General features: G+C 58.7%; 24 protein-coding genes. 14 read left to right on the top strand and 10 right to left on the bottom strand.

Annotated elements, in window-relative coordinates:
• Positions 1–53: 53 nt before the first annotated feature.
• Positions 54–1,010, bottom strand: coding sequence for an AraC family transcriptional regulator (locus tag IB252_RS24865; RefSeq protein WP_192410568.1), 957 nt, complete (start codon positions 1,008–1,010; stop codon positions 54–56).
• Positions 1,011–1,208: 198 nt separating this feature from the next.
• On the opposite strand from IB252_RS24865, the gene IB252_RS24860 reads away from it, so the two are divergent.
• Both IB252_RS24860 and IB252_RS24855 read left to right on the top strand, forming a co-directional pair.
• Positions 1,209–2,162 (top strand): diiron oxygenase, encoded by a 954-nt coding sequence (locus IB252_RS24860; RefSeq protein WP_192410567.1) that lies wholly within the window; start codon positions 1,209–1,211, stop codon positions 2,160–2,162.
• A gap of 81 nt (positions 2,163–2,243) precedes the next feature.
• Complete coding sequence (locus IB252_RS24855) at positions 2,244–2,666, top strand: MAPEG family protein (protein WP_111448931.1); 423 nt, start codon at positions 2,244–2,246, stop codon at positions 2,664–2,666.
• A 133-nt stretch (positions 2,667–2,799) separates the two neighbouring features.
• On the opposite strand, the gene IB252_RS24850 is transcribed toward IB252_RS24855, so the two are convergent.
• Positions 2,800–3,258: a winged helix-turn-helix transcriptional regulator gene (locus tag IB252_RS24850; RefSeq protein ID WP_192410566.1), complete on the bottom strand. Its 459-nt coding sequence runs from the start codon at positions 3,256–3,258 to the stop codon at positions 2,800–2,802.
• Positions 3,259–3,392: 134 nt separating this feature from the next.
• Between IB252_RS24850 and IB252_RS24845 the strand changes: the two genes are divergently transcribed.
• From IB252_RS24845 to IB252_RS24835, 4 genes are all read left to right on the top strand, one after another.
• Positions 3,393–4,676, top strand: coding sequence for an MFS transporter (locus tag IB252_RS24845; RefSeq protein ID WP_192410565.1), 1,284 nt, complete (start codon positions 3,393–3,395; stop codon positions 4,674–4,676).
• Positions 4,673–5,569: an EamA family transporter gene (locus tag IB252_RS24840; protein WP_192410564.1), complete on the top strand. Its 897-nt coding sequence runs from the start codon at positions 4,673–4,675 to the stop codon at positions 5,567–5,569. The genes IB252_RS24845 and IB252_RS24840 overlap by 4 nt, the downstream gene beginning before the upstream one ends.
• A gap of 235 nt (positions 5,570–5,804) precedes the next feature.
• Complete coding sequence (locus IB252_RS30225) at positions 5,805–6,200, top strand: hypothetical protein (protein WP_225607569.1); 396 nt, start codon at positions 5,805–5,807, stop codon at positions 6,198–6,200.
• Between the two features lie 57 nt (positions 6,201–6,257).
• Positions 6,258–6,998, top strand: a complete 741-nt coding sequence (locus IB252_RS24835) for a Mut7-C RNAse domain-containing protein (RefSeq protein ID WP_192410563.1) — start codon at positions 6,258–6,260, stop codon at positions 6,996–6,998.
• Between the two features lie 54 nt (positions 6,999–7,052).
• Here the strand turns inward: IB252_RS24835 and IB252_RS24830 are convergent, their stop codons facing one another.
• Positions 7,053–7,748 (bottom strand): tRNA (adenine(22)-N(1))-methyltransferase, encoded by a 696-nt coding sequence (locus IB252_RS24830; protein WP_318652739.1) that lies wholly within the window; start codon positions 7,746–7,748, stop codon positions 7,053–7,055.
• A gap of 216 nt (positions 7,749–7,964) precedes the next feature.
• Positions 7,965–8,306 carry a hypothetical protein gene (locus IB252_RS24825; RefSeq protein WP_192410561.1) on the bottom strand — a complete coding sequence of 114 codons (342 nt, stop codon included), beginning with the start codon at positions 8,304–8,306 and terminating at the stop codon, positions 7,965–7,967.
• Between IB252_RS24825 and IB252_RS30380 the strand changes: the two genes are divergently transcribed.
• Both IB252_RS30380 and IB252_RS24820 read left to right on the top strand, forming a co-directional pair.
• Positions 8,281–8,403, top strand: a complete 123-nt coding sequence (locus IB252_RS30380; protein WP_263864883.1) for a hypothetical protein — start codon at positions 8,281–8,283, stop codon at positions 8,401–8,403. The genes IB252_RS24825 and IB252_RS30380 overlap by 26 nt on opposite strands.
• A gap of 70 nt (positions 8,404–8,473) precedes the next feature.
• Positions 8,474–8,710, top strand: a complete 237-nt coding sequence (locus IB252_RS24820) for a hypothetical protein (protein ID WP_008154805.1) — start codon at positions 8,474–8,476, stop codon at positions 8,708–8,710.
• Here IB252_RS24820 and IB252_RS24815 read toward each other — a convergent pair.
• The 3 genes from IB252_RS24815 to ggt all read right to left on the bottom strand — a co-directional run bounded on the left by IB252_RS24815 (position 8,707) and on the right by ggt (position 14,161).
• On the bottom strand, positions 8,707–11,604 hold the full coding sequence (locus IB252_RS24815) for an EAL domain-containing protein (protein ID WP_192410560.1): 2,898 nt from the start codon (positions 11,602–11,604) through the stop codon (positions 8,707–8,709). The two genes, IB252_RS24820 and IB252_RS24815, sit on opposite strands and share 4 nt — an antisense overlap.
• A gap of 181 nt (positions 11,605–11,785) precedes the next feature.
• The gene (locus IB252_RS24810) at positions 11,786–12,319 is read right to left on the bottom strand and encodes a cysteine hydrolase family protein (RefSeq protein WP_192410559.1); all 534 of its coding nucleotides are present in this window, start codon (positions 12,317–12,319) and stop codon (positions 11,786–11,788) included.
• 114 nt (positions 12,320–12,433) lie between these two features.
• Positions 12,434–14,161, bottom strand: a complete 1,728-nt coding sequence (gene ggt, locus IB252_RS24805) for a gamma-glutamyltransferase (protein ID WP_192410558.1) — start codon at positions 14,159–14,161, stop codon at positions 12,434–12,436.
• A gap of 150 nt (positions 14,162–14,311) precedes the next feature.
• On the opposite strand from ggt, the gene IB252_RS24800 reads away from it, so the two are divergent.
• Positions 14,312–14,827: a methylated-DNA--[protein]-cysteine S-methyltransferase gene (locus IB252_RS24800; RefSeq protein ID WP_192410557.1), complete on the top strand. Its 516-nt coding sequence runs from the start codon at positions 14,312–14,314 to the stop codon at positions 14,825–14,827.
• A 60-nt stretch (positions 14,828–14,887) separates the two neighbouring features.
• Here IB252_RS24800 and IB252_RS24795 read toward each other — a convergent pair whose 3' ends face one another.
• Positions 14,888–15,478: an NUDIX domain-containing protein gene (locus IB252_RS24795; protein ID WP_111448943.1), complete on the bottom strand. Its 591-nt coding sequence runs from the start codon at positions 15,476–15,478 to the stop codon at positions 14,888–14,890.
• A gap of 62 nt (positions 15,479–15,540) precedes the next feature.
• The gene (locus IB252_RS24790; protein WP_111448944.1) at positions 15,541–15,978 is read right to left on the bottom strand and encodes a hemerythrin domain-containing protein; all 438 of its coding nucleotides are present in this window, start codon (positions 15,976–15,978) and stop codon (positions 15,541–15,543) included.
• Positions 15,979–16,128: 150 nt separating this feature from the next.
• On the opposite strand from IB252_RS24790, the gene IB252_RS24785 reads away from it, so the two are divergent.
• The gene (locus tag IB252_RS24785; RefSeq protein WP_192410556.1) at positions 16,129–16,560 is read left to right on the top strand and encodes a GNAT family N-acetyltransferase; all 432 of its coding nucleotides are present in this window, start codon (positions 16,129–16,131) and stop codon (positions 16,558–16,560) included.
• A gap of 157 nt (positions 16,561–16,717) precedes the next feature.
• Here the strand turns inward: IB252_RS24785 and IB252_RS24780 are convergent, their stop codons facing one another.
• Positions 16,718–17,068, bottom strand: coding sequence for a hypothetical protein (locus tag IB252_RS24780; RefSeq protein WP_008154821.1), 351 nt, complete (start codon positions 17,066–17,068; stop codon positions 16,718–16,720).
• 161 nt (positions 17,069–17,229) lie between these two features.
• Here IB252_RS24780 and IB252_RS24775 point away from each other — a divergent pair, with 161 nt between their 5' ends.
• The 4 genes from IB252_RS24775 to tusD all read left to right on the top strand — a co-directional run bounded on the left by IB252_RS24775 (position 17,230) and on the right by tusD (position 19,159).
• Positions 17,230–17,478: a hypothetical protein gene (locus tag IB252_RS24775; RefSeq protein WP_008154823.1), complete on the top strand. Its 249-nt coding sequence runs from the start codon at positions 17,230–17,232 to the stop codon at positions 17,476–17,478.
• Positions 17,479–17,498: 20 nt separating this feature from the next.
• The gene (locus IB252_RS24770; protein ID WP_129436888.1) at positions 17,499–17,828 is read left to right on the top strand and encodes a DUF6388 family protein; all 330 of its coding nucleotides are present in this window, start codon (positions 17,499–17,501) and stop codon (positions 17,826–17,828) included.
• A gap of 35 nt (positions 17,829–17,863) precedes the next feature.
• Entirely contained in the window at positions 17,864–18,568 is a 705-nt protein-coding gene (locus IB252_RS24765; RefSeq protein WP_192410555.1) for a YoaK family protein, read from the top strand.
• A gap of 198 nt (positions 18,569–18,766) precedes the next feature.
• Positions 18,767–19,159, top strand: a complete 393-nt coding sequence (tusD, locus tag IB252_RS24760; RefSeq protein WP_076031479.1) for a sulfurtransferase complex subunit TusD — start codon at positions 18,767–18,769, stop codon at positions 19,157–19,159.

Here is a 19,159-nt window from a genome sequence, read left to right as displayed (position 1 = left end):
TGGCCATTACCCCGAAGTTCCCGCTGCAACGGGCACATCGGCACCGGATCTTCTCATGCGGATTGTCTGCGCCAGGTGCCAGGTGATGTGCCGAACTGGCGTTTAAATGCGCGGCTGAACGCTGCTTCGGATTCGTAGCCCACTGCAAAGCCGATTTGCGCCACATTCCCGCGACCTTCGCGCAGGTGTTGAGCCGCCACGTGCATACGCCAAAGCGTCAGGTATTGCATCGGTGGCTGTCCGACCAATGCCGTGAATCGCTCCGCGAATACCGAGCGCGACATGCCCACTTCAAGCGCCAGGGCTTCTGCCGTCCAGCCCTCGGTTGGACGAGCATGGAGCAGCGCCAATGCGCGCCCGATATGCGGATCTCGCAAACCCGCCAGCCACCCGCGCCGTTCAGCGGGGAGGTTCGCGACATACTGGCTGACGGCTTCGACGAACAGCAACTCGGATAGCTTGGCGATGACCGTTGCCGAGCCGACGCGCCCCGCCGCGATCTCACTGACAGCGAAACGGAATGAGCTTTCAATCCAGGCCCCCGAAGCCGTCGTGCGGACATCTAGCTTCAATAAGGATGGCAGCGACGAAAGCAACGGACTGAACGGTGTTTCAGAGCCGAGGAATCCGCACAATAACTGTGTGATCTCGCCGCCCCCGCCGTACTTGATTCGTGAAATGCCGCCGACTTCCGGCGGCTGAATAACTTCGCGCGCCGACATGGGCGCAATGCTCAGATCACTGCCAAAAGTATGAACGTCATTGCGAGGCAGCAGAATGAGTTCGCCTGCCCGCACGTCGAGGGTGGCGCCATCGTCGATTCGCAACTGCATGTGCCCCGCCGCGACAAAATGCGACGCAATGACATGTCGAGGTGCCGCCAGGAACGGTTTGCAATCGTCTGCAGAGATTCTTCCGCTGATGCACCAGGGCGCAGTGAGCTCCGCCTCGAGGAAGACCCCTCCAGACAGCCGAATCACACGCAAGACATCAGAAAGCGCATCCAACAATTGCCAGCCCTCCTTTCCGGAGTCCGGAGCATGTAATCAGGCGCACTGGTCATTCGCCGCCTGAACTGCGAGGCCTAGATTAGCACCAACGTGGACTCAGTGATCGAGACGCTCCCCAGACACTTCACCAATGGTCATTGCCCCCGCGTTAACCGTAATTGGCCCATTCCAACTCGACCACGCAAGCCGGAGATCAATATGAACACCGCAGCTACCCTACCCCGCTCAGATTCAGGCAACGCCGACCGTTATGCTCAAATCGTCAGATCATCGAAGAAAGCGGAATGGCAGATCGATCGTGATTTGCTACAGGACCGTAGCTTCGACTTCTCGCGAAAATTCTTGCCCGACGGACTATCGCGGATCGACCGCCTGACCTTTCTCACCGCGGACGAGGCGCGCCTGCTCAGCCAGATTCAGGGCCGAACCTATGCGTATATCTTTGGCCTGGTCGAGCGTTTTATCAGTGCCAAAATGCTCGATCAAGGCCGGGCCCATGTGTTTGACGATCAGCTCGCACTCGAAGCGCTGGTGCGCTTTTCCAACGATGAGATCAAGCATCAGGAACTGTTCCGGCGCATTGAGACGATGATGAGTACGCAATTGCCGGCGGGATATCGTCAGGTTGCCGATCCAAACGATGTGGCGCGCGCGGTACTGGCGGCCAGCACCTGGTCGGTGCTGGCGCTGACCTGCCATATCGAGCTGTTTGTTCAGACGCACTACGTGCAAAGCATCGCCCCGCGCGAGGAGTTGTGCCCACTGTTCAAGGATGTCTTCAAATTTCACTGGAAGGATGAAAGCCGGCACGTCGTACTCGATGAACTGGAGTGGGAGGCGGAGCACGCGAAACTCTCCCCGGCCGACCGCGACCAGGCAGTGACCGATCTGATTGCGCTGGTGGCCGCCGTCGACGCCATCCTGCAGGCACAATCGGCATCCGATGCCGACTACTTCATTCGAAATGCGTCACGATCGTTCAGTGTCGATGAGACAGCGCAAATCAACGCCTGCGTGCTGAGCGCCTACCGCTGGCAATACATCATCTCGGGCGTGCAGCACCCACACTTTGGCCAGCTGCTTACGCGCATGACAACACCTACACAGATGTCCAGGATTCAGACCGCACTGGCACCCATCATGAGCAATTGATCGACAGGTGGCGACCGACCGCGCGTCGGTCGCACAACGCTGGGATGACGTACTGAAAATGATTGATTGAGGATGGCAGCCATGACGATTCCGATGTGGATGCTGCTTGGATTTGCAACCTGGACTTTACTGTTGTTGATGGCAACCGTCGGGGTGTATCGCTGGGTCAGAATCTTGTTCTCGAGTGTTCCGATTGCTTCTTTCCGAAGCGATCAGCTCGAAGGCGAGGATTGGTATCGGCGCGGGACACGAGCACACGCGAACTGTGTGGAGAATCTGCCTGTCTTTGGCGTCATCGTGTTGGTGATTTCAGCCCTGGGTGTCGACGGCCTTGCGGTGAACTACTTGTCCATCATCGTACTGATCGCTCGTGTGTGCCAGTCGCTGGTTCACGTATCCCATGTGCAAACCGATACGTTCGTGGCGGTTCGATTTACCTTCTTTTGCGTGCAGTTGGTCTGTTTTCTCGCACTCATTGTGATAGCCGCTTGTTACGGCGCCTGAATACTCAAATAGAGGGATGAATTCAGGCCTGGTCCTGCCAATCAACATTTCGTTCGGACGCGCCCCTGGCAAGTCAGAGGTTAGATTCGATCCAGACTATCTTCGGCGCGACCGGTTGAAAACGGCTGTCGATTCACGCCCCGCCGGCGACAAGTCTCACTCTGTGGCAGTCAGACGGTCCAAGTTTTCGACCGCTTGATGAGCGAACATCAATTGGCATCAGAGACTGTCCGGATTCGTTGTCCAACAGCACAGAACGTGTCTCTTGCGGCTTGAACAGGAAGCGTTCGCCCCACTGCCTCATACTGACCACAACCGGAAAGATCTCCCGTCCTTTGTCCGTTAGGACGTACTCCTTGTAGGCGCTTCCATCCGACGCCGGTCGAACGTCGAATACACCGACTTCAACCAACGTTTTTAGTCGCGATGCCAGAATATTTTTGGCCACGCCCAAGCTCTTTTGAAACTCGCTGAATCGGCGAATGTCGTCAAATGCGTCGCGGATAATCATGAGCGACCAGCGATCCCCAATTGCCTCCAGTGTTCTTGCTACCGGGCATTCGCTGCTTTGCGGTGAAGTGCCTTTGACCATCGTATTTACCTTTTGAATAAGGGTGCCAAGTCTGTCGATAAATCTGGATCAATGTGGTTGCAAATTGAAACCTAGCTCAGCAATAATTAAAACCAGTTCTTAATTGAAACCAGTTTAACGCCATGGAGGCGTGCATGACAGCAGATGCCGACTCAACCACCGAACGTTTCTCCAGGCGGCCTTCGGGATTGCCGCATACGGATATCGGAGAAAGCAGCAGGATCGACCGGTCTCCGGGGCTTTCTTCCTCGCTCACGTTATTGTTTTCCGTCACCTGCGCACTTGCAGTAGCCAACGTTTATTTTGCCCAACCCTTGCTCGCCTCAATGGCTGAGAGCCTGGGCGTCACCTCAGGATTGATCGGGGTCGTGGTGACGGCCACTCAGGTTGGATACGCGCTGGGGTTGCTGTTCATCGTACCGCTGGGCGATATGGTCAACCGTAAACGGCTGATTTTGACTCAAGTGACGCTGTCTGCAATTGCGCTGGCGGCAGTCGGCGCATCACAGCAATGGCTGGCCCTGCTGGGAGCCATGAGCATGATGGGCTTACTGGCAGTGGTCGTTCAGGTGCTTGTGGCATATGCCGCCGTGTTGGCAACGCCATCACAACGTGGACAGGCAGTGGGAACCGTAACCAGCGGAGTTGTCCTGGGCATTCTTCTGGCGCGGTTTACCTCTGGGCTGATCGCAGATCTAGCGGGCTGGCGCGCCGTTTATTTCGTTTCATCAGGATTGATGCTGACCATCGCGGCGGTGCTCTGGAAATTGCTTCCTGCCGCAGTGTCGCCGCGCAATCAACACGCCTACCAAGCTCTCATCCGGTCGTTCTTCAAGCTGTTCATGACCGAGCCGGTTTTGCGTATCAGGGGCCTGTTGGCCTTACTGATCTTTGCCGCTTTTTCCGTGCTATGGACATCCATGGTGCTGCCGTTGAGCGCTCCGCCGCTGTCGCTTTCACACACTGCCATCGGCATGTTCGGCTTGGCTGGCGTCGCCGGTGCCCTTGCTGCCAGAAGAGCCGGTCGCTGGGCCGATCAAGGTTTGGGACAAAGAGTCACCGGCATTTCGCTGGGGCTCCTGACGCTTTCCTGGTTGCCCATCACTTTTGCCGAGACGTCCCTGATAGCACTGCTCTGCGGAGTGGTCTTGCTCGACTTCGCGGTGCAAGCAGTACACGTCACCAACCAGAGCCTCATTTTTGCTGCTCGACCCGACGCCCAAAGTCGCATGGTCGGCGCATACATGTGCTTCTACTCGGTCGGTAGCGCGCTGGGGGCGGCAGCCGCGACCCAGGTTTATGCGCTCTGGGGCTGGATGGCAGTAAGCCTGCTGGGCGCCTTGATCAGCGCTACAGCTTTGGCGCTGTGGGTTCTCACAAGACATTTCTCAACGACCATTCAAGGAAGATCAGTATGAAAGCCGGGCACCTGCTACTCGCAATCTTGATTACTGCCATATGGGGCGTGAATTTCTCGGTTATCAAACTGGGCCTCACCACCGTTGACCCGCTCATTCTTGCTGGCATTCGCTTCACGCTTTGCGCACTTCCAGCGATCTTTTTCATTCCGAAACCTGATGTGCAGTGGCGCTACATCATTGGTTACGGTCTGGTCTTCGGTATCGGACTTTGGGGCATCGTTAACCTTGGCATCAAGTCTGGTCTTTCAGCAGGCATCGCTTCGTTGGTGCTTCAGTTCAGCGCGTTTTTCACCATCCTGCTGGGCTCATGGATTTTCAAGGAAGCGATTTCCCGCTACCAACTTGCGGGTATAGGTATCGCCTCCTGTGGCTTGTTGAGCATCATCTCAATTGTTGATGGGACAGTAACGACGGCCGGGCTGATCCTGGTGCTGCTGGGAGCGGTCGCCTGGAGTGTGGCCAACGTGATCAACAAAAAGGCCAAGACCACCCAGGTCTTCGCTTTCCTGGTGTGGTCCAGCGCGTTTTCGCCCATCCCTCTTTTCGCGCTTGATTACGCTGTTAACGGCTCGACGGGTTACAGCGCATTGGTGAATCAACTCGACTACCGCGCCGTCCTGTCGATCCTGTTCCAGGTATACCCCAATACACTGTTCGGCTACTGGGTGTGGAATTCACTTCTGAAACGATATCCAGTGTCTACCGTCGCGCCATTGTCGTTATTGGTGCCGGTATTCGGCCTGCTCGGTTCAGTCATGATTTTTAATGAGACCCTGTCACTTAACAAAATCGTTGCAGTCGTTTTCATCGTGTCGGGTCTTGGCGTCGGCTTATACGGACAGCGCGTCCTCAGTACGTTGTTCAAGCGATCTGGCCGATGCCCATCGTGATGTAACAGCACGGGCTGGAGACCTTCTGAACACTGCAGAAGGGACATCGAGATAACAAACCTCTAAGGGTGCCGAATACTGAAGCCATTGGCTATTTAAGCAGCGGCTCCCTAGAACTTTTCCCTATTAATCTGTCTATGTGGATAGGCACATTCGTTCGGTAAGCGCGAACCCGCAGGCTTCGCGCAGCCAGATGGCCACACGTCCAATTGTCAATCAGAGGTTGCCTTCTCTCATGAAATTCCATGACCCACGGATGGTGCTCTTCGCCCTGTTCGCGTTCGCGGCAGTTGGCTCGGCATCAGCAACACAGATGAAGACCTCAACCCCTGTTTTCCCAACTGAAGTCGCAGCCGTTCAGGCTCCTGTCCAGGCCGCCGGCAACCCTTGGCCGACCTTGGCCAGTATGGCCGGAAAGCAGCCAGGGTCGTTGCTTGCCCATGACGACCGATACTGGCATGACGGCCGCTGGCACAATCGCAGAGACGATTGGCGCCGAGACGACTGGCGCAGAGATAATTGGCGTAGAGAGCAAGCCCGCCGAGAAGCTGAACGTCGCGATTGGGAGCGCCACCAGGATCGGGCCATGCGGCACCGCTACGAGGACGATCACCGCTACTATCGTCGCTAGTGCGAAGCCACGGGAATCCAGACTCGCTCATCCCGCCGCCCTGCCATACTGTTCAACATGACTCGTGCAACCTTCCGCTTCTACGAGGAGCTCAACGATTTCCTGCCGGCCGAACGGCGGCGGCAGTCCTTCACCTGCGAGTGCGCGCGAGGGGCGACGGTCAAGCACATGATCGAGGCGCTCGGGATCCCGCACACGGAGGTCGAGCTGGTGCTGCTCAACGGCGAGTCGGTGGGCCTGGAGCGGATGATCTTCGACGGTGACCGGCTGGCGGTGTATCCCAAGTTCGAAGCGCTGGACATCAGCCCGCTGCTCAAGGTTCGTGCGCAACCTTTACGGGTGCTGCGCTTCGTCGCTGATGCGCACCTGGGCGGGCTGGCCAGCCTGCTGCGCATGAGCGGCTTCGACACCCTCTACGACAATGGCTTCGAGGATGGCGAGATCGCCGAGATCGCTGCGCAGCAAGGACGCATCGTACTGACTCGCGACCGCGAACTGCTCAAGCGGCGGATCATCAGCCACGGCTGTTACGTGCATGCCCTGAAACCGTCGCTGCAGCTGCGCGAATTGTACGAACGCCTCGACCTGGCGCGTAGCGCGCGGCCATTCAGCCTGTGCCTTCATTGCAACCTGCCGCTGCACGAGATCAGCCCGGAACTGGCCCGGTTGCAGGTGCCGCCACGCGTGGGCGCCCTCTATTCGCACTTCCTGCGCTGCGACGCCTGCCAACGGATTTACTGGGAGGGTTCGCACTGGCGCGGCATGTGTGCCCTGCTGGCACCTCTGCTGAACCGATAACCGAGCGCATGGGATCGGCTGCGGGAAAAGCGCCTCACAAACCCTGGATCAGCCTCAAGCCAGCAGTTCGGTGATCCACCGGGCCTGCCGGGCGATGTCTTGCACTTTCTCCTCGGGCACGGCCTGCCGCGCATGGGCGAATTGGGTCAGGGTCTTCTGCTTCTCGCGCAGGATGCGCTGCCACTTGATCAGGAACGCCGGGCTGCGCGCCTGCATCTGCAGCGGGCCGAAGTAAAGCTCCTCGGCGGTGTACATCACCGGCCCGGCGCGCTCGGCGACGATGATTTCGTAGTCGAAGCGATTTTCCCGCAGCAGTTCCTCGCAAAGGATGCGGTAGCCATTCTCCATCAGCCATTGGCGCAGTGGCTGCTCGCCGCCGTTGGGCTGCAGAATCAGGCGTTCCTGGCCGCTCAGGCGCGCCTTGCCGCTGTCGAGGATGTCGCGGATCGTCTCGCCGCCCATGCCGCAGATACTGATCGCGGTGATCCCGTCTCCCGGCTCGATCGCCGCCAGGCCACTGGCCAGGCGCACGCTGATCCGCTGGTCCAGGCCGTTTTCGCGCACGGTGCGTTCGGCCGAGTGGAACGGCGTCAAGGCCACCTCGCCGGCCACCGCCGCCGCGATGGCGCCACGGCGCATCAACGCCACCGGCAGGTAGCCGTGATCCGAGCCGATATCGGCCAGGCGCGCATCTGCGGGCACATGCGCCGCCACGCGCTCCAGGCGCTGGGACAATGTCTGTTCGTTCAACTGCAGTTCCTTTTCACCACGAACGTCCGGCACCGTTGGCCAGATCGGGACGCGATTCTGTCGAGCAACGCCGTGCATTTCAAATTTATATGACCAGGGCCATGACTCGCATCAGCCAGCACAAAAAAAGCCCCGCCACCGAAAGCGGTGCGGGGCAAAAAATTGGTTGGTTGCGGCCAACCAAAGGAGCTCGATGAAAAGCGTCTACGGGCAGAGTCAGATGCAATCCTGTGCGGCGCGCTCAAAACTCGAAGGCAGGAAGTTCGAGGCCAGCAAATGCCGCTCGTAGATGAACACCTTGCCGCCGCTCCCGGCCTTGTAGGCTTCCAGCACGTTGTCCGCCGAGACTTTGCTCGGCACCACGATCCGGTAGCTGCGCTGGGTCTGCGAGACAGTCGGGTTCAACGCTTTGCCCTGCAATTTCGGTACGACACAGTCGGCGAATTGCGCAGGGGTCTTGTTGGTCTGCAAGGTCAGGGTCGGATCGTTCGGCGCGGAGGCACAACCGGCGAACAACAAAGAGGCAAACGCCATGACGGGCGCGAATAAAGGACGCATCGGTTTCATCCTGAAAATAAAGTTCGATGGCGGCGATTTTCCGCTGATTGCCGACAAAGAAGAACTTGCGTTTCGTAATGGTCACTATTACTTCTAGCAATAGTTGCGCGCCGTGTAGACGGACCCACACTCAATCACGACTGGAAATAATTAATGAGGATCTCTCCTTGAGAACTTTTGACCTGATCCGCGACGCCGTTTTGCCCGACTTCCGTGAGCGGGTGGCCGAGTACCTGATCCAGTACGAAACCGTACTGTTGTGCGAAAACGCACCCGACCCGGAGCTTGCGCGGGCCACTGCCAATCAGTTGCGGGGGTATCTGCGGGGATTGAACACCACACGGGTGTTGGGCATGGCGGATTGGGAGGAGCTGGATCGGCGAGTGGTGAACACGTGGCTTTAGCGCCCGACCAGCGAAGTTTCCAACAACGCCTCCAAACTCATCGGCTTGGCAAAATAATAACCCTGGGCCTGCCCTGCACCCATCTCGCGCAGCAAGACCAGCGTCGCTTCATCTTCGACCCCTTCGGCCACCACGCTGAGGTCCAGCGATTCGGCCATCCGCACAATCGCCCGGACGATCGCGCGACTGCGTGGACTGGTGGTCAGTTCGAGGATGAACGACTTGTCGATCTTCAAGCCGCTGAAGCGGTATTGATGCACATAGCTCAGGGATGAAAATCCTGCACCGAAGTCATCGAGTACCACCGACATGCCGTTGTCGGCCAATTGCTGCATGGTCAGTCGGGCAATGGCTGGCTCAGCCACCAGCGCACCTTCGGTCAACTCCAGGCAGATCCGTGATGGCTCGACCCGGTGCCGGGCCAACAGCGCAAGCACATCGCTGGCGAAGTCCGGACGCGCCATGCTGTAACTGGAGCAATTGACGTGCACCGCAGGCCAATTGGCGTGCTGGGGCTGTGCGAGGATCACTGCAATGCTGTTGAGCATGTACAGGTCCAGTCGACCGATCAGACGCAAACCTTCGACATCCGGCAAAAACTCGCCCGGCGCGATCACCCGGCCGCCCGGTTGATGCCAGCGGATCAGCGCTTCAAGGGCCAACAGTTCGCCGCTTTCGACGCTGACAATCGGCTGGAAATACGGCAGCAGTTCGTCGGTACGTTTGAGCGCGTTGCGTAAGGCCCCTTCCCGCTCAACCTGGTCCGAGACCTCACGGCGCACTTCCTGATTGAACACCGCGTAGCTGTCACGCCCGGCACTCTTGACCCGGTACATCGCCGCATCGGCGTCGCGCAGCAAGTCGGCTGGTTCGTGATGGAACTGACTGTCGGCGCTGACAATACCGATACTGCAGGACGAAAACACTTCATGACCATTGATGGAAAACGGCAGGTCGAACGCCACCAGGATCCGTTCGGCGATTTCGATCACCACGTCCAGCGGCGCCTCGGGGACGAGCACTGAAAACTCATCGCCGCCCAGGCGCGCCAGCATGTCGGTGTCGCGCAGACACCCGCGTAAACGGTGGGCGGCCTGCATCAGCAGCAGGTCGCCAAAATGATGACCGAGGCTGTCGTTCACCATCTTGAAACGGTCGAGGTCGATGAACATCACCGCCAGGTGCCCGCCTTCGCTGCCGAACCGCGACCAGGCCAGATTGAGGCGCTGTTGCAGGTAGGTACGATTCGGTAGCCCGGTCAGCGCATCGTGGGAGTTTTCGTGTTGCAACTTGGCATTGGCGTGATCGAGCTCGCGAGTGCGGTTCTGCACCCTGGCTTCCAGCATGAGGTTGGCAGCATGGATCGCTTCGGCGGCGGTGCGTCGCGACAACGCGGTGTCGATGTGCCGCGACACGAATGTCAGCAGTTCCTGGTCCCGCAGGGTATAGCGCACCTGCGAGGTATAACTTTGCACCGCCAGCACGCCACGCACCACATCGCCATCGAACAATGGAATGCCCAGCCAGGAATAGGCTTTGACAGACTCATGGGCCATTGCGATTTCACCGTGCGCAGCCAATCGGTCAGCTTCGCCTGCATCAATCAGGCAAGGTCGGCGCTGACGGATAACGTACTCGGTCAAGCCCCGGCGCCCACGCCGCGCCTCCGGGCAGGTTGTCTGCCGCTCATCGACGTAATACGGAAAGGTCACTTCACTGGTCGCGTCGTCGAACAGTGCAATGTAGAAGTTCCGCGCGAACAGCAGATCACCGACGATGCCATGCAACGTTTGAAACAACTCAGCCATGTCGCCAGGCTGGCTCGACAGTTCAGCGATCTGGAACAGCGCGCTCTGCAGATGTTCGGCGCGCTGTCGTTCTGCCACTTCCTGCCTCAATGCATCGTTGACGGCTGAAAGCTCCAGGGTGCGACGCATCACCGTCTCTTCCAGATCCTCGCGGTGCAGAATCCGGTCCAGCGCCATGGCCACGTGGCGGGCCACCACCAGAAACAACGCGCGGTCTTCAGCGCTGTAAGTACGAGAAACGTCGTAGACCTGCATCGCAAGCATGCCAAACACGTCATCCGAGGCATTTTTCAACGGTGCGCCCATCCAGAACTCGGGACGATCACCCACGCAGTAGAAACGATTCTCGGCCTGAGCCGCGAGAATGCCGGCGGCGTCGATCAGCAACGGCTGGCCACTGGTCAATACCTGGCCGGTCAACGACAAGTGCGAAGGGTCAAGGTATTCGTAATGCTGGGACTCCACGGCATCAACGTCGATGATGTCGACGTAATACGGGTAGTCAATCTTTCCACTGTGCGGGTCATACAGTGCGAGATAAAAGTTCTCGGCGTCGATCAGACTAGCCAGCAGCTGGTGAACCCCCACCAGAAACACTGACCGGTCGCGGGTCGAACTGGCCAGGTAGGTAATTTCATACAACACACGCTGAGTAATCTGCGCACGGGCCAGGGTATTGGTCTGTACCTCAATGCCCAGGCGCTGGGCAAACTCGGCGAGCGCCGGCTCCGCGGCATTGTTGGCTGGCGCGAGTAGCCAACCCAGCACCGTTTCGCCTCTGCCGGTCGGCCAGCGGTGCAGGTGCCGGGTCAGGCAAAAGGCTTCAAATTCTTCATTCGCAACGATTGACGGCCACTGCACCCTCGGGTCGCCCTGCCCGACCAAATGCATTTGTTCGCCGGCGCGGTAAACCACCCACGCGGTGGTATGGGCCCAATTACGCGCTGAATCCAGTAAATGTTCGAGGGTGTTCTCGTTACCAGCGCAGGCCATTGCGACCGTATCCCACTTCCCGTCGGGTTGAGATGCGACAACGTCGCAATCGTTCGATTGCCGCGGGGAGTGTGTCAATGGACAAAAACTCATCAGCGCTCCCAGAGCCAGAACTGGCGATACTCACTTACTGAACGCAAACAATGTGCCAGTGATCCTCCCGTTTAAAGCGTATAGAGGTTTTTTTCAATAGTTTTATTCGCTAAGTGCCAACAAGGGACGGACAACGAGTGACTCGTTACTTGTTGTACTGGTCGCTGATCGCCGTGCAGTTTCAGACGCGGATTTCGCTGGTCGGCATCACGTCGATCCGCGCCACGGGTCCCGTCAAGTGTGCCAAGTCTGCGTTGTGCTCGGTGATGATGTCTTCGGCGGCGAGGTTGCCGTTGTCGACAGTGGAATGCGCGTCGGCGGCGAGCACGACGTCATAGCCCAGCTTCAGGGCCTGGCGGACAGTGGCGTTGACGCAATAGTCGGTTTGCAGCCCGCAGATGATCAGGCGGTCGGCGCCCAAATCCTGCAATTGGGCTTGCAAGTGGGTCCGGTAGAACGAGTCTCGATTGGTTTTTCGCACGCGAAGGTCTTGCGGCGACGTCTTCAGGCTTTCGGCCAGTTGCCAGCCTTCGGAACCGTATTGCAGCTGGTCGCCCTGTTCTTCGTGCTGGATGAGGATGACCGGGATGCCTGCTTCGCGAGCCTTGGCACTGAGGCCGTTGATGTTCTCGATAACGCGCTTGATCTCAAAACATTCGTATTCGCCAGTGCACAAGGCACGCTGGACATCGATGATCAGCAGTGCGGTAGCCATGAGCTTCCTTCCTTGATAGGTCGGTGAATCGGCAACGAATATCGAATCCGTTCCCCTTTTAACGTGTAGGGATCGGGGGCCACCCTCAAGAATGTGGATGGCCCCAGATCTGCCTCAATAACCGAGCGACAACCCGGTGTTTCGACGTGGATCGTTCGCCCCATAGAAGCGGTTTTTGCCCACCGGTTTGCCTTCCAGCGAAGGCGCGCCGACCAGAATTGCCGCCACATGGTTGGCATCCTGTGGCCCGGCAAACTTGTGCCCCCAACTTTCGAGCATCTTCACCGTATCAGGGCTGGTAGTGAAGGTCTCAAGGTTGGTCTCTTCCGGCAACCACTGCTGGTGGAAACGCGGTGCATCGACCGCTTCCTGGATGTTCATCCCGTAGTCGATCACGTTGAGCATAGTCAGTAAGGTCGCGGTGATGATACGACTGCCGCCGGGGGTCCCGACGACCATCACCACTTTGCCGTCCTTGGTGACGATGGTCGGGCTCATGGACGACAGCGGTGCCTTGCCGGGAGCGATGGCGTTGGCCTCCCCTTGCACCAGACCGTACATGTTCGGCACGCCGATTTTCGAGGTGAAGTCATCCATTTCGTCGTTGAGGATGACCCCGGTTTTGCTGGCCATGACGCCGGCGCCGAACCAGTCGTTCAAGGTGTAGGTCACCGAGACCGCGTTGCCCCATTTATCGACGATGGAGTAATGGGTGGTGTTGCTGCCTTCGTGTGGCGCTACGCCGGGTTTGAGCTCGCGGGACACACCGGCTTTTTGCGGATCGATGGCGGTGCGGATTTTGGTGGCGTAGTTTTTATCCAGCAGATGGGCGATCGGGTTCTTCACGAAATCCGGGTCGCCCAGGTAACTGTTGCGGTCTACGTAGGCGTGACGCATCGCTTCGATCTGGTAGTGCATGCCCTGGGCCGAGTGATAGCCCAGGTCTTTCATCGGATAGCCTTCGAGAATGTTCATGATCTCGCAAATCACCACGCCGCCAGAGCTGGGCGGCGGTGCCGAGACCACATGGTAGCCGCGGTAATCGCATTCAATCGGGGCCAGTTCGCGGGTCTTGTATTTGTCGAGGTCGGCCTGAGTGATGATGCCTTTGTTGGCCTGACTGGAGGTAACGATGGCATCGGCCACCCAGCCTTTATAGAAGCCGTCGGCGCCGTTCTCGGAGATTTCCCGCAGGGTCTTGCCGAGGTCTTTTTGCACCAGTTTCTGACCGACTTGCATCGGCTCGCCGTTGCTCAGGAAGATCGCACCGGAATCCTTGATGTCCTTCTTGAACACGTCAGTGGCGTATTCCAGCAATTCGACATCGCCCTGCTCCAGCACAAAACCGTCTTCGGCGAGCTTGATGGCCGGGGCGATCACTTCCTTGCGCGGTTTGGTGCCGTACTTCTTCAGCGCCAGTTCCATGCCCGACACGGTGCCCGGCACGCCAACGGCCAGATGGCCACGGGTGCTCAGGTCAGGGACGACGTTGCCCTCCTTGTCGAGGTACATGTTTGCAGTAGCGGCTAGCGGGGCTTTTTCGCGGAAGTCGAGGAAGGTCTTGCGCCCGTCCGCCAACTGAATGGTCATGAAACCGCCGCCACCCAGGTTGCCCGCCGCGGGATAAACCACCGCCAGCGCATAACCGACCGCTACCGCGGCGTCGACGGCGTTACCGCCGTTCTTGAGCACATCGACGCCCACGTGACTGGCCAGATGCTGGGCGGTAACAACCATGCCGTTTTCGGCCGCGACCGGCGCCACGGAGGCCGCGTAAGCACTGAGGCAGCTGAGCGCCAATGAGGTCGCAATCAGCGATTTGGCAAAAGGTTCGAACTTCATGAGTCGGTCTCTTTTTGTTTTTAGGCTCTGTACAAAAACAGAGGGAAGGCTTCAAGAGCAGAGGCAAGTATGGCTGGGATTGCGTATTGCGCCTCCCCGTCGAGGCAGTATGCTTGGCCTCTGCTCAGCACCTTTACGGAGTCCACCGGCATGAGTTACACCTTCATCACTCTCGTATCTCCGGTGGGTGAGTTGAAGCTGGTCGCGAACGGCTCACGACTGGCAGCCATCCTCTGGGAAAACGACAAGCCCGGCCGGGTGCGGCTTGGGCCGATGAGTGAAGCGCCGGATAATCCGATCCTGATGCGCACCGCTCAGCAGCTGCGGGAATACTTTGCGGGCAGGCGCAATCGTTTCGACCTGGATCTGGATTTTGCCGGGACGGAATTTCAGAAGAAGGTCTGGGCAGCGCTGCTGACCATTCCGTTTGGCGAGACCCGCAGCTATAGCGAAATAGCCCGGCAGATCGGCAACCCCAGTGCAGTGAGGGCGGTGGGCGCTGCGAATGGCAAGAACCCGATTTCGATTGTTGCGCCGTGTCATCGGGTAATTGGCGCTTCGGGGAAACTCACCGGATTCGCCGGTGGGCTTGAGGCGAAGGAGCAGCTGCTGACGCTGGAAGGATGCGAATGGTCAGGGGCCGGCAGGACAGGCGATTTGTTCTGACGTGACAAGCCCCCGCGCCACAGGGGACACAGGGGACACAGGGGACACAGGGGACACAGCTTAAGCGGTGAAGATGTTTTTCATCGCCGCATACTGCAGCAACATGATGGTCTTCGCATCGCAGATTTCCCCGCGATAAAACGCCTCAAGCGCGTCGTCGAATTTCCATTCCAGCACTTCCAGCTCCTCGGTCTCCTCCTCCAGTCCGCCGCCCTCGCTGACCTTGGAAGCGGCATCGTACTCAGCGATGAAGAAGTGCAGCTTTTCGGTCACCGAGCCGGGGCTCATGTAGGCCTCAAACACCTTGTGCACATGGTGCACGCGATAACCGGTTTCTTCCTCGGCTTCTTCGCGGATGCGTTCTTCAGGCGCCGCACCTTCGAGCAGCCCCGCCGCCACTTCGATCAGCAACCCATCGTGGCCATTGACGAACACCGGCAATCGGAACTGCCGGGTCAACACCACGGTTTTCTTTTCACGGTTGAACAGCAAGATCGCCGCGCCATTGCCACGGTCGTAGACCTCGCGGGTCTGGCGTTGCCATTCGCCGTTGTTGCGCAGGTAATCGAAGGTGATTTTCTTGAGCAGGTACCAGTCGTGGGACAACACCTGAGACTCGATGAGGTTGACCCGCTCGGCTGTGTTCGACATGGCAATGCATCCCTTTTTTTCGTCAGAAGGCGCACATCTTAGGCGAAAACGAAAGCCTGGCGCTAAGACAGCTGAGCCTTGTATTCCTTCTCATACTGACCCGCCAGCGTCTCTTTCTGTTTGTCGTCGAGTAACTTGCCGGCCATCTGGAAGAACTTCTGCTCTTCCTCTTCCAGGTGGTGATTGACCTTCTCGGCGAGCTTCTTCGCGGCGACCAGCCAGGCCGGGCTGGACATCTCGGTCTCGTCCAGTTCTTCCATCATTTCGTCCATCTCGTGATGTTCTGAAATGGCATGACGGCTGAGGTCGACGCCGTTATCGAACTCCATCAGCGGGATGTAGAAATGCCGCTCTTCAGCGGTTGCGTGGGCCTGAAGTTCGGACTTGAGCTGCTTGTAAGCCTCGACCCGCTCGGGAGTGTCGCCGCTGGTCTGAATCAGTGCATCGGCGTAGGTGCGTTGGCGGTCATGGCTTTCGCGCAAGGCTTCAAAAATATTCACGGATTGTCCTCATAGGCCGCGTTCAGGAATGACGCTGTTTAGGCTAGACATCTGCGCGATAACGACGGTTCCACTTGTTCTCAGGGGATGGAACCAGGCTCGCGATCGAGATAGGCTGCCATTTCACCGCCATGCCATAAGGATATAGCCATGCCCCTGCGAATCGAGTTGTCGCAAAACCCCACGAATGAAGACCGCGAAGCGATCCTCACGCCGTTGCGCGCCTATAACGCCTCGCAGGCGGGAGAGGCGAACTCGCAGCCGATTGCCTTGCTGGTGCGCGATGACAACGACGAAATCCTCGGCGGGCTCTATGGCAGGTTCTTTTACCGATGGTTATTCATCGAATTGCTGTCGTTGCCTGAACAGGCCCGGGGACAGGGCATGGGCACGCAGCTGATGCAGATGGCCGAAGACCTGGCACGGGAAAAGGAATGCATCGGAATCTGGCTCGACACCTTCGACTTCCAGGCGCCGGAGTTCTACAGGAAGCTCGGTTACAACGAGCTAGGCCAGATCGCTGATTACCCGCCAGGCCACAAGCGCTTCTTTTTCCAGAAGCGCCTGATGAACAACACCTGACCCGGCGGGAGCAAACCCCATTTTCATAATCAACACAGAACAACTGTGGGAGCGGGCTTGCTCGCGAAGGCGGTGTGTCAGTCAACAGAGATGTTGAATGTACCGGCCTCTTCGCGAGCAAGCCCGCTCCCACAGGGGTATGCGTCAATCCAAAGAATCAGAGGCAGGTCGCCAACGCCGCCAGTCGGCGCTTGGCCACAAAGTCGTCATGCTGCGCGTAATAATTCAGCACGGTAGCGGAAGCGTCAGTTTTCACGTCCACAAAGGACTCCGCCGAGCGCGTGTAAACGGTCGTGCCGCCCTTCTCGCCAGGCTGCAAATACGCGCCAGCATCGACACCGAACACCGCCTCATCCTGCCAGGAAAACTGCACACACTGGGCGACGACTTTTTCCGGTTTGTCCGACGTCAGGGTTTTGTACGGGGTTCCAGTGCGGGCGTCGTTCATCGCCGAGCCCGCGCATCCCGCCAGCAACGTTACGGCCAGCGCCACCATCAGAATTCGCATTGCGTTCGCTCATCAAGAAAAAGCGGACTGTATCACCGCGGCACGGCGTATCGTTCTGCTTTACTTCATTTATACCGCGACACCGAGTGACGATTCGCGCACCCTGTCGCGCCATTAACACTGCATCGCCCGTTTTTCCGGGCTCATTTTCTGGAAAGGTCATGACACCCAACGCCGAATACTACAAACCGACCGCTGAATATGCCGACAAACTGATCAGCCAGATCGGTCAGACGCCGTCCTGGATTGCCAAGCGAATTGGCGTTACCGACAAGCGGATTCGTTACATCCTCGACGGCGAAAGAACCGTCAAAGGTGAAACCACGCCAATTCAAATGACGTACCCCGAGCAGTTTGCCCTCGAGTGCCTGGCAGCAGCGGCCAAGGCCAGCAAGAAGCAGTCTTCGTAATCCAGCCTCAAGGAGCGACCATGGCGGCAACCGAACAACAACACGAGCAAGCGCTGAAGAAGTTTCTCGATGAGCGCCCTGAACTGCGCGTCGAACTCGACAACCTCAACCCGCTGTTGGCTCAGGCCAAGGGCGAGACCGCTGCGCAGTACCGCGACGAACGCTTGCATGAAGCCTTCGAAGCCGAGGCCGAGCGCCTGGGATTGTTTGCCTGGGAGCTGACGCTGCAACTGACCGCAGCGACGTCCGAGGACTATCAGGCACAGCGCCTGGAAGTGCACAAGGAAGTGGCCGAGATGGCCGGTATGGACTGGCTGGAGTATTGCGAGTTATATGGATTGAGTAAGTGACCCTTTCGGTCGCTGCCTGAGGACGACCTTCGCTGATGTTGCCATCCCTCTCAACTGACCGCGCCAGCCCGGGCCATCTGCATACCCGCAAATGGCGCGGTCGCATCGGTATGTCGCTGGTGGCCAGCCTCTCGGTGCTCGCCGGCATGACCGACGCCATCGGCTTCATGGCCAGCGGCGATTTCGTTTCGTTCATGAGCGGCAACACCACCCGCCTCGCCGTCGCTATCAGCGACGGCGACCTGGGCCTGACCTTACGCCTGATGATCCTCGTCGGCACCTTCGTTGTCGGCAACGCCTTGGGGATTGTCGTCAGCCGCCTCGGCGGCCGTCGGGCGCTGCCCTTGCTGCTGTGCATCGCCACGCTGCTCTGCGGCGCTGCTGCCTGGCCCTACGACGAACAATTGCCAGCGCTACTGGCGACGATCATCGCCATGGGCATGCTCAATGCCGCCGTGGAAGAAGTGAACGGCCTGCCGGTCGGCCTGACCTACGTCACCGGCGCCCTGTCGCGCTTTGGCCGTGGGCTGGGACGCTGGATGCTCGGCGAACGGCGCAACGGTTGGCGCGTGCAATTGATTCCCTGGACGGGGATGTTTGCCGGCGCGGTACTCGGCGCCTTGCTGGAACATCACTTGGGGCTCAGGGCCTTGTTTGTCAGCGGCCTGCTGGCCGGCGTGGTCGGGTTGATGTCGCTGAAAATCCCTCAGCGCTGGCAGTTGGGCTACATGCCGCGCTGAATCTTGTTTGGCCTGTGTGGGCCCTATCGCGAGCAGGCTCGCTCCCACAGGGGGTTGGGTGATGCCGAAGATTGTAGCTTCACCGCAAAACCCGTGGGAGCGAGCCTGCTCGCGATGGGGCCAGCACAGACAACATCGATTTAGCCGCCCCCGCGATAAAGCTTTATCATGGCCGCAGTTTTGCTGATCGAGTCCGTCATGAAGTTCGCCATCGCGCTGTTTTCCGCTGCCCATGCGCCCTCCTCGCGCCGCGCCCTGCTGTTTGCTCAGGCTGCGCTGGCCGGTGGGCATGAGATTGTCCGGCTGTTTTTCTACCAGGACGGCGTCTACAACGCCTCCGGCAGCGTGGTCACGCCGCAGGATGAACAGGATTTGCCCAAGCAATGGCGCAACTTCGTCACCGAGCATCAACTGGACGGTGTCGTGTGTATCGCAGCCGCCCTGCGTCGTGGCGTGTTGAACGAAGAAGAAGCCGGGCGCTATCAGCGTCAAGCGGTGGCGGTGGGCGCGCCGTGGGAATTGTCTGGCCTGGGCCAGCTGCATGATGCGGTGCAGGACGCCGACCGACTGATCTGTTTCGGAGGCGCGTGA

Source organism: Pseudomonas sp. PDM10 (assembly GCF_014852295.1).
In the GTDB taxonomy this organism is placed as follows: Bacteria; Pseudomonadota; Gammaproteobacteria; order Pseudomonadales; family Pseudomonadaceae; genus Aquipseudomonas.
This window is presented reverse-complemented; position numbering and strand designations above follow the sequence as displayed.

What these genes read in the sequence shown, in the direction of transcription:
- IB252_RS24775 (WP_008154823.1), top strand. Translation starts at nt 17,230, where the DNA reads ATGACACCCAACGCCGAATACTACAAACCGACCGCTGAATATGCCGAC.
- IB252_RS24770 (WP_129436888.1), top strand. Translation starts at nt 17,499, where the DNA reads ATGGCGGCAACCGAACAACAACACGAGCAAGCGCTGAAGAAGTTTCTC.
- IB252_RS24765 (WP_192410555.1), top strand. Translation starts at nt 17,864, where the DNA reads ATGTTGCCATCCCTCTCAACTGACCGCGCCAGCCCGGGCCATCTGCAT.
- IB252_RS24810 (WP_192410559.1), bottom strand. Translation starts at nt 12,319, where the DNA reads ATGGCTACCGCACTGCTGATCATCGATGTCCAGCGTGCCTTGTGCACT.
- IB252_RS24815 (WP_192410560.1), bottom strand. Translation starts at nt 11,604, where the DNA reads ATGAGTTTTTGTCCATTGACACACTCCCCGCGGCAATCGAACGATTGC.
- IB252_RS24845 (WP_192410565.1), top strand. Translation starts at nt 3,393, where the DNA reads ATGACAGCAGATGCCGACTCAACCACCGAACGTTTCTCCAGGCGGCCT.
- IB252_RS24855 (WP_111448931.1), top strand. Translation starts at nt 2,244, where the DNA reads ATGACGATTCCGATGTGGATGCTGCTTGGATTTGCAACCTGGACTTTA.
- IB252_RS24780 (WP_008154821.1), bottom strand. Translation starts at nt 17,068, where the DNA reads ATGCGAATTCTGATGGTGGCGCTGGCCGTAACGTTGCTGGCGGGATGC.
- IB252_RS24825 (WP_192410561.1), bottom strand. Translation starts at nt 8,306, where the DNA reads ATGCGTCCTTTATTCGCGCCCGTCATGGCGTTTGCCTCTTTGTTGTTC.
- IB252_RS24860 (WP_192410567.1), top strand. Translation starts at nt 1,209, where the DNA reads ATGAACACCGCAGCTACCCTACCCCGCTCAGATTCAGGCAACGCCGAC.
- IB252_RS30380 (WP_263864883.1), top strand. Translation starts at nt 8,281, where the DNA reads ATGACGGGCGCGAATAAAGGACGCATCGGTTTCATCCTGAAAATAAAG.
- IB252_RS24850 (WP_192410566.1), bottom strand. Translation starts at nt 3,258, where the DNA reads ATGGTCAAAGGCACTTCACCGCAAAGCAGCGAATGCCCGGTAGCAAGA.
- IB252_RS24795 (WP_111448943.1), bottom strand. Translation starts at nt 15,478, where the DNA reads ATGTCGAACACAGCCGAGCGGGTCAACCTCATCGAGTCTCAGGTGTTG.
- IB252_RS24800 (WP_192410557.1), top strand. Translation starts at nt 14,312, where the DNA reads ATGAGTTACACCTTCATCACTCTCGTATCTCCGGTGGGTGAGTTGAAG.
- tusD (WP_076031479.1), top strand. Translation starts at nt 18,767, where the DNA reads ATGAAGTTCGCCATCGCGCTGTTTTCCGCTGCCCATGCGCCCTCCTCG.
- IB252_RS24835 (WP_192410563.1), top strand. Translation starts at nt 6,258, where the DNA reads ATGACTCGTGCAACCTTCCGCTTCTACGAGGAGCTCAACGATTTCCTG.
- IB252_RS30225 (WP_225607569.1), top strand. Translation starts at nt 5,805, where the DNA reads ATGAAATTCCATGACCCACGGATGGTGCTCTTCGCCCTGTTCGCGTTC.
- IB252_RS24785 (WP_192410556.1), top strand. Translation starts at nt 16,129, where the DNA reads ATGCCCCTGCGAATCGAGTTGTCGCAAAACCCCACGAATGAAGACCGC.
- IB252_RS24840 (WP_192410564.1), top strand. Translation starts at nt 4,673, where the DNA reads ATGAAAGCCGGGCACCTGCTACTCGCAATCTTGATTACTGCCATATGG.
- ggt (WP_192410558.1), bottom strand. Translation starts at nt 14,161, where the DNA reads ATGAAGTTCGAACCTTTTGCCAAATCGCTGATTGCGACCTCATTGGCG.